Annotated in this window: 6 protein-coding genes; 2 read left to right on the forward strand and 4 right to left on the reverse strand. The window is 54.9% G+C overall.

The window, feature by feature from the left end:
• Positions 1-52: 52 nt before the first annotated feature.
• Positions 53-1171 carry an NADH:flavin oxidoreductase gene (locus BLO97_RS15360; protein WP_092346657.1) on the reverse strand — a complete coding sequence of 373 codons (1119 nt, stop codon included), beginning with the start codon at positions 1169-1171 and terminating at the stop codon, positions 53-55.
• 101 nt (positions 1172-1272) lie between these two features.
• On the opposite strand from BLO97_RS15360, the gene BLO97_RS15365 reads away from it, so the two are divergent.
• Positions 1273-1656 (forward strand): winged helix-turn-helix transcriptional regulator, encoded by a 384-nt coding sequence (locus BLO97_RS15365; RefSeq protein WP_092346660.1) that lies wholly within the window; start codon positions 1273-1275, stop codon positions 1654-1656.
• A gap of 17 nt (positions 1657-1673) precedes the next feature.
• On the opposite strand, the gene BLO97_RS15370 is transcribed toward BLO97_RS15365, so the two are convergent.
• Together BLO97_RS15370 and BLO97_RS15375 are read right to left on the reverse strand one after the other, a co-directional pair.
• Positions 1674-3878 (reverse strand): TonB-dependent siderophore receptor, encoded by a 2205-nt coding sequence (locus tag BLO97_RS15370; protein WP_256571951.1) that lies wholly within the window; start codon positions 3876-3878, stop codon positions 1674-1676.
• A 325-nt stretch (positions 3879-4203) separates the two neighbouring features.
• Positions 4204-5061, reverse strand: coding sequence for an AraC family transcriptional regulator (locus BLO97_RS15375; RefSeq protein WP_092346663.1), 858 nt, complete (start codon positions 5059-5061; stop codon positions 4204-4206).
• Between the two features lie 150 nt (positions 5062-5211).
• On the opposite strand from BLO97_RS15375, the gene BLO97_RS15380 reads away from it, so the two are divergent.
• Positions 5212-5595 (forward strand): hypothetical protein, encoded by a 384-nt coding sequence (locus BLO97_RS15380; protein WP_092346666.1) that lies wholly within the window; start codon positions 5212-5214, stop codon positions 5593-5595.
• A 46-nt stretch (positions 5596-5641) separates the two neighbouring features.
• Here the strand turns inward: BLO97_RS15380 and BLO97_RS15385 are convergent.
• Positions 5642-6192, reverse strand: a 551-nt coding sequence (locus tag BLO97_RS15385; RefSeq protein WP_139197689.1) for an OprD family outer membrane porin, incomplete at its 5' end; no start/stop codon positions are given.

The following is a 6192-nucleotide window of genomic DNA, read 5'->3' on the forward strand; positions in this document are numbered from 1 at the left end:
TCATTAGATTGAAGGTGTGGCCTGCGCGTAAATGCCCGGGCCACCCCGCAATTCAAACCAATTCAGCTAAAGAGGCCGGATTGAAGCCCTTCAAATCCGCGTAATCGCCTCTTTCCACCTTGGCGACCCAATCCTTGTCACTCAGCAACACACGCCCTACTGCAATCAGATCGAACTCTCCGCGCTCCATGCGCTCGATGAGCCGATCCAGACTCGCGGGAGTTGAGCCCTTTCCGGCGAAGGCGTTAGTGACATCATTCTCCAGCCCAACCGAACCGACGCTGATGGTGGTGGCGCCAGTGACTTTCTTCGCCCAACCCGCGCAGTTCAACCCGTTCTCACCGTCAATTTCGGGAAACTCAGGTTCCCAGAAGCGGCGCTGCGAGCAGTGCAGGACGTCGACACCGCCCTCGACCAGTGGCAACAACCAGTCCTCCATCACCGCCGGCGTTTCAGCAACGCGCACCCCGTAGTCCTGTTGCTTCCACTGGCTGACGCGCATGATGATCGGGAATTGCGGGCCAACAGCCTGACGAACGGCAGAGACGACCTCACTGGCAAAACGCGAGCGTTCCTTGATTGTCGGGCCGCCGTAGCGGTCGGTGCGCAGATTGCTACCAGACCAGAAAAACTGATCGATCAGATAACCATGGGCTCCGTGGATCTCAACGGTATCGAAGCCCAGTCGCTTGGCATCTGCTGCGGCCTTGGCGAACGCCGCTACCGTGTCGGCGATGTCCTCTTCACTCATCACCACGCCACGCAGGTCACCTGGCGAAACAAGGCCCGACGGGCTTTCAACGGGTGCATCTGGCTCCCAGTCGTTGATGTAACGCGTGGAGCCGGTGTGCCAGATCTGCGGTGCCATGCGCCCGCCAGCCGTGTGGACGGCATCGATCACGTTCTTCCATCCAGCCAGCGCCGCTTCGCCGTGAAAAAAAGGAATACCGGCATCATTACGCGATGCCGGGCGATCAATCACGGTGCCTTCCGACAAAATCAGCCCGACACCTCCCTCTGCCCGCCGCCGGTAATAGGCAGTGCTCGCGTCCCCCGGGATGCCCTCGGGTGAGAACAGACGCGTCATCGGCGCCATGACAATGCGGTTTTTCAGTTCGAGCGACCGGATGGAAAAAGGACGGAATAAGATGCTGGTATCGAGGATCGACATCGGATGGACTCCATTTGTTTTCGGAGGCCATAAAGTATATTTTGTAAACCTGATGTCAATTAGGCACTTAAAGCCGCCTAGGTATACGTGAGGAAACTTCAATGCTGGAATTAAAGCCGCAGTGTTTTTCGTCGGAGTGCCCAAGTCGGGCGTTGTTCGACCAGATCGCGGATAAGTGGTCAATGATGGTTCTGGCGGTGCTCGATGACGGACCGCATCGCTTTAACGCCATCAAACGTCGCCTGGAGGGCGTCACCCAGAAGGCACTTACCCAGTGCCTGCGGCGGCTGGAACGCAACGGTCTCGTCTCGCGCCAGATCATTTCGTTCTCGCCCGTGGCAGTGCAGTATGAGATCACCCCGCTGGGTCGAACATTGCAGCAGCCATTTCGCGAGTTGCATAAATGGACGCTCGACAAATTGCCCGAGGTTGAAGCGGCCCGGTCGAAGTTTGACGAGGCCGCGGAGCTTAAGGTGATGGAGTGATTCGGTTGCCGCGCAAACTACAGTTTATAGTTCAACGTCATCAGGGCATTACGCGGCGCTCCGTAACTGACAGTATCGAAATCGCCTTTCTGGGTTGCATATTTTTTATCGAACACATTGTTGACATTGATTGATAGGTCCATGTTCCTTGACAACTCATAACGTGCCATCAGTGACGTCAGCGCATAGGGGTCTTGTTCCGCTACCCGTGTGCTCGTACTGCTGCTTAAGAAGCGGCTTTGCCATCTGACGCCTCCGCCCAAAGTCAACTTTTCCAACATGCCAGGTAATTTGTACGTAGTGAACATCTGAGCGGTAGTGCGCGGTACCTGTGCGTTCAGCCTGGCGTCGTTGCCATCCTTGGCAGTGAAGGCGGCGACGCCAGCGTAGATGTTCCAATCGCGAGCGACTTCACCTTGCATGTCAAACTCAATCCCGCGGGATTTGGTGCCGTCAACACCTTTGTAAGCCTGCGCACCGGCTGGCGTAAGAAGACTGCCATCCGGTTGTGCAGCATTGTCCAGTTCAGTGTCGAACAATGCGACAGACGCATTCAATCGCCCCTCCAGGTATTCAGCCTTGACGCCAATCTCTTTCGTCTTGCCTTCCGTCGGCGTGAGGACATTGCCATTGCTGTCTCGGAACGATGTTTGCGGGTTAAATATGCCGGTATAACTGATATAGACGGAATACGTACTATCAATCTCGTATATCAGACCTGCGTAGGGCGTGAACTCGTTACTCTTTTTATAATTGAACGGCGTCCCACCTGCGGTCTCGTCGATCTCGTACCGACTGAACCGACCTCCGACAACCAGTTTCAATGGGTCGGCCAATGAAAATCTCGCTGTGCTATAGAAGCCGCGCTGTTTAACCTCGGTATCGGTCGGCACAGACGCCATTGAATCAAAGTCGGGCTTGGGGAAATGATTATTCCAATTGTAGATATTGCCGGGCGTGAACCCTACAAAAAAGGGACTGATATCGTCTTTGTTCGACGTATACCGAGAACTCATAGCGCCTACTACCAGATCATGTTGGCGCCCCATAAAATCGAAGGGACCGCTCGCCATCACATCAAAGGTGTTTTGACGGCTTTTCCCTTTGCCGGCCAACGCAACCGGATAAGCGCCATTAGGGAAAATACCTAATCCAGTCTCCTGGTCGGGTGTACCAAAGCCGCCCAATAACTGGGAGTCATACTTAGTGCGGTACTGGTTCACCATACTGTGAACTTTCCAACCGTTATCAAACCGGTGTTCAAGTTCGGCAAAGGCAGTCTGCCGGGTGCTGTCCCAGCGATTCCAGTCCGCGGCCAGGGATTTGGAGCGCGACCATTCTGCCTCTGAGCCGTTGCTGAACCAGAGAGGAACACCACCCCATGTCGGTCGCTCAGGGGAACTGTTCTGATAGTCGTACCCTATATCCAAGGTGGTGTCTTCGGTGAGATCTGCCTCAATGATCCCGTAGAAAGCTTGCTTTTGTGTTTGGTAACCATCGATGTAGGAGTGACCATCGTTATTGACCCCTACCATACGTGCTCGGATACGACCGTCGGTTGTCAACGGTACGGAAATATCCCCCATCTCTCGGAAATTGTCCCAAGACCCCGCACTGATAGAAGTGGAGGCCGAGAACTCTGGCGTTGGTCTTTTGCGCACCAAGTTGATCGCAGCTGACGGATTACCCGTGCCGGTGAGCAGCCCGTTAGCCCCGCGCACAATTTCGACACGGTCGTAAAATGCCGTTTCCAGATCGCTGATTCCGCTGCCGTTTATGACATCGCCGATGACGGCGGGTATGCCGTCATACTGGATGTTGTCGATCAGAAAGCCTCGGGAATAAAAACTCGTACGTTGGCTATCTGATTGGTAAGACGAGATGCCAGTCGTGTTCTCCAGCACCCCCTGGACTGTATCCAGCTTTTGATCGTCCATGCGCTGACGTGTTACCACGGAAATGGATTGCGGCGTCTCCCGCAACGTCAGCGGCAAGCGAGTCGCGGCCGTGGTTTGACCGATGGTGTAAAGTCCCGTCCCTTCCGTCGGGGTGGTATCAGGTGTCCTCGTCCCGCTTATCGTCACCGATGGGAGAATTATCACGCCTTGAGACTGAGTGCTCTCATCGGCTTCGACAGGGTCCTGCGCCATTACACAATTCGAACTGCCTAAAAGCACCAACAGCGCTGCAGTAACCGGATTTTTCAGCAAACGCTCAGGCACGCAAGGACGCCTCTCACCGCAGTAAGTCAACGAACTCCACATCAGCCATTCCTTATCAAGAAAAAAACAGACAGCGGCCGACCGTCAAGAGACGGGTTTGAGAAAGGGCCGACAACTCAACCGGCGCCAGGCCGGAAAACAGAAGTGACAAATCAGTCTCAAGTGAAACTGATTTGCATTCGTTGTCGCGCAATCTAGCAACAAGCCGCCGTTGCCAGATATCGAAGGATGGCCAGATTATTTTCCAGTTCAGCCAATGTCAGCGATTGGCCGTTTTCCTTCCGCCACGAGGATGGTCAGGTTCGGATAGATGGCCTACAAGCCATTACAGGTCGTCAGGAAACAGGATTGACGGCACCGGCAATGATTCACCTGAGATGAGAGCGCTGGCTGAGCGTGCGGAGAGATATTGCACAGGCGGTTTGCCTACGGTTTTGCGGAACATCGTGATGAAACCACTGGGTCCCTCATAACCGAGTTCCAACGCAACCGATTGGACGCTCTCGCCCCTGGTCATGCGTTGCAGTGACACAATCACATGCAATTGCCGACGCCAACGTCCAAAACTCATCCCTATTTCCTGCAGCAAAAGGCGACTCATGCTGCGCTCACTCATGCCAATGCGAGTAGCCCACTCGCGCACCGAAACCTTAACAGCAGGGTCGGCCAAGAGCATTTCAGCGAGCCTGCGCAGACGCGTGTCGCGAGGCATCGGCAAATGCAGGTCCTCCACGGGGGCTGCCGACAATTCGTCCAGCAACGTTGCGATCAGGCGGTCTTCGCGCGCGACATTGACAGCGTCTCCCGAGAACGCCGCCGCCTTCAGCAGCAACTCGCGCAACAGCGGTGATACGCCAATCGTGCAGCAGCTTCGCGGAAGATCCGGAGCGGCATCAGGTTCAACAAACAGGCAATAACATTCTGTTTCTCCTGAACCACGTGTCGCATGTGACAAACCACCGGGTATCCATACGGCACATTGGGGTGGAACGATCCAGATGCCATCTTCTATTTCACAATTAAGGATGCCGCGCACGGAATAAAGCAGTTGCGCCTTACGATGTTGATGGCTGGCCTGCTCCCAATCCTTGCTCACCATCGAAGCGCTGAGGGCAACGACAGGCCGGGAAATGCTGTCGACGTCCCAAACAGTCACCGTGTCTCTATTGGCCGTGTTCGCCATAACAGGTGTGCGCCCCACGCTAATCCCCTCAAAACGGCTGATTTGAACAATATTGTGGCTAGACTGTGCAATTAAGCCGACTCGCTTGCAGAGTATCCTGAAACCGCGGGACATCACAGAAGTTTGGCAACGTGTCGAAGGACTATAGAAATGCGTATAGACGCCACACAATTTCCGTTCGTTTGGATGCAAAGAGCCACACTGGGCCATAGCCAAGAAGAGTCTCTCGCCGAGTTCGAAGCCGTGCTTGCTCGCAATGAGCCCTTCGTATTGATCAGCAATGAAGGTCTGGACAAGGAGCAACCGGAACACTCGCCAGAGGAACTGAAACAAATGACCCTGTGGATGAAGCGCCACAAAAGCGAACTCAAGCGTTATGTCAAAGCCTCGATTCATATCGAATCAAGTCTCGCCAAACGGCTGGCAGGCAAAGCGTTCGCAATCATGTATGAAAAATTTTGGGGTTATCCCATGCTCATCGCAACCACTGAAGATGAAGCCTTGGCGCTGGCGCAGAAATTATTGAAAAAATAGCGGCGTACCTGCACGCCGCTACTCATCAAGTGGAACCGAAGATGTTTTATAGCAGCGAGATAGGGTAATTGATGAAAATCCGGTTTTCATCAAACTCATTGGTGCTGAAGTCCCGGCGAATCGACGCATTGCGCCATTTCACGTTGAGGTTTTTCAGCGCGCCGCTCTGCACGGTGTAGGCCAGTTCGGTTTCGCGACCCCATTCCTTGCCGTCGTCAACGGTGGCGGTGTGCACATTGTCACCACTGATGTAGCGGTTCATCAGGGTCAGGCCCGGCACGCCGACGGCAGCGAAGTTGAAGTCGTGGCGCAGTTGCCAGGATTTTTCCTTGGCGTTGTCGTAGCTGGAGTTGTAGCTGTCGTTGGCCAGGGTGCCGCCGCTGGTGCCGTTGACGCGCATCCAGGCATCATCGCCGCCGACTTTCTGCAGGCCGACATAAAAGGTGTTGCCGCCGTACTTGGCCGAGAGCATGGCGAACGCGGTTTTGTTGTCCAGGTCGCCGGCCAGCGCACTGCCGTTTTCCTTGCCGGTGAAGTAGCCGAGGTTGGCGCCCAGGGTCCAGTCGCCGATGGGCTGGCTGTGGGTCAGGTTGAAAT

This window comes from Pseudomonas sp. NFACC05-1 (assembly GCF_900100135.1).
In the GTDB taxonomy this organism is placed as follows: Bacteria; Pseudomonadota; Gammaproteobacteria; order Pseudomonadales; family Pseudomonadaceae; genus Aquipseudomonas; species Aquipseudomonas fluorescens_Q.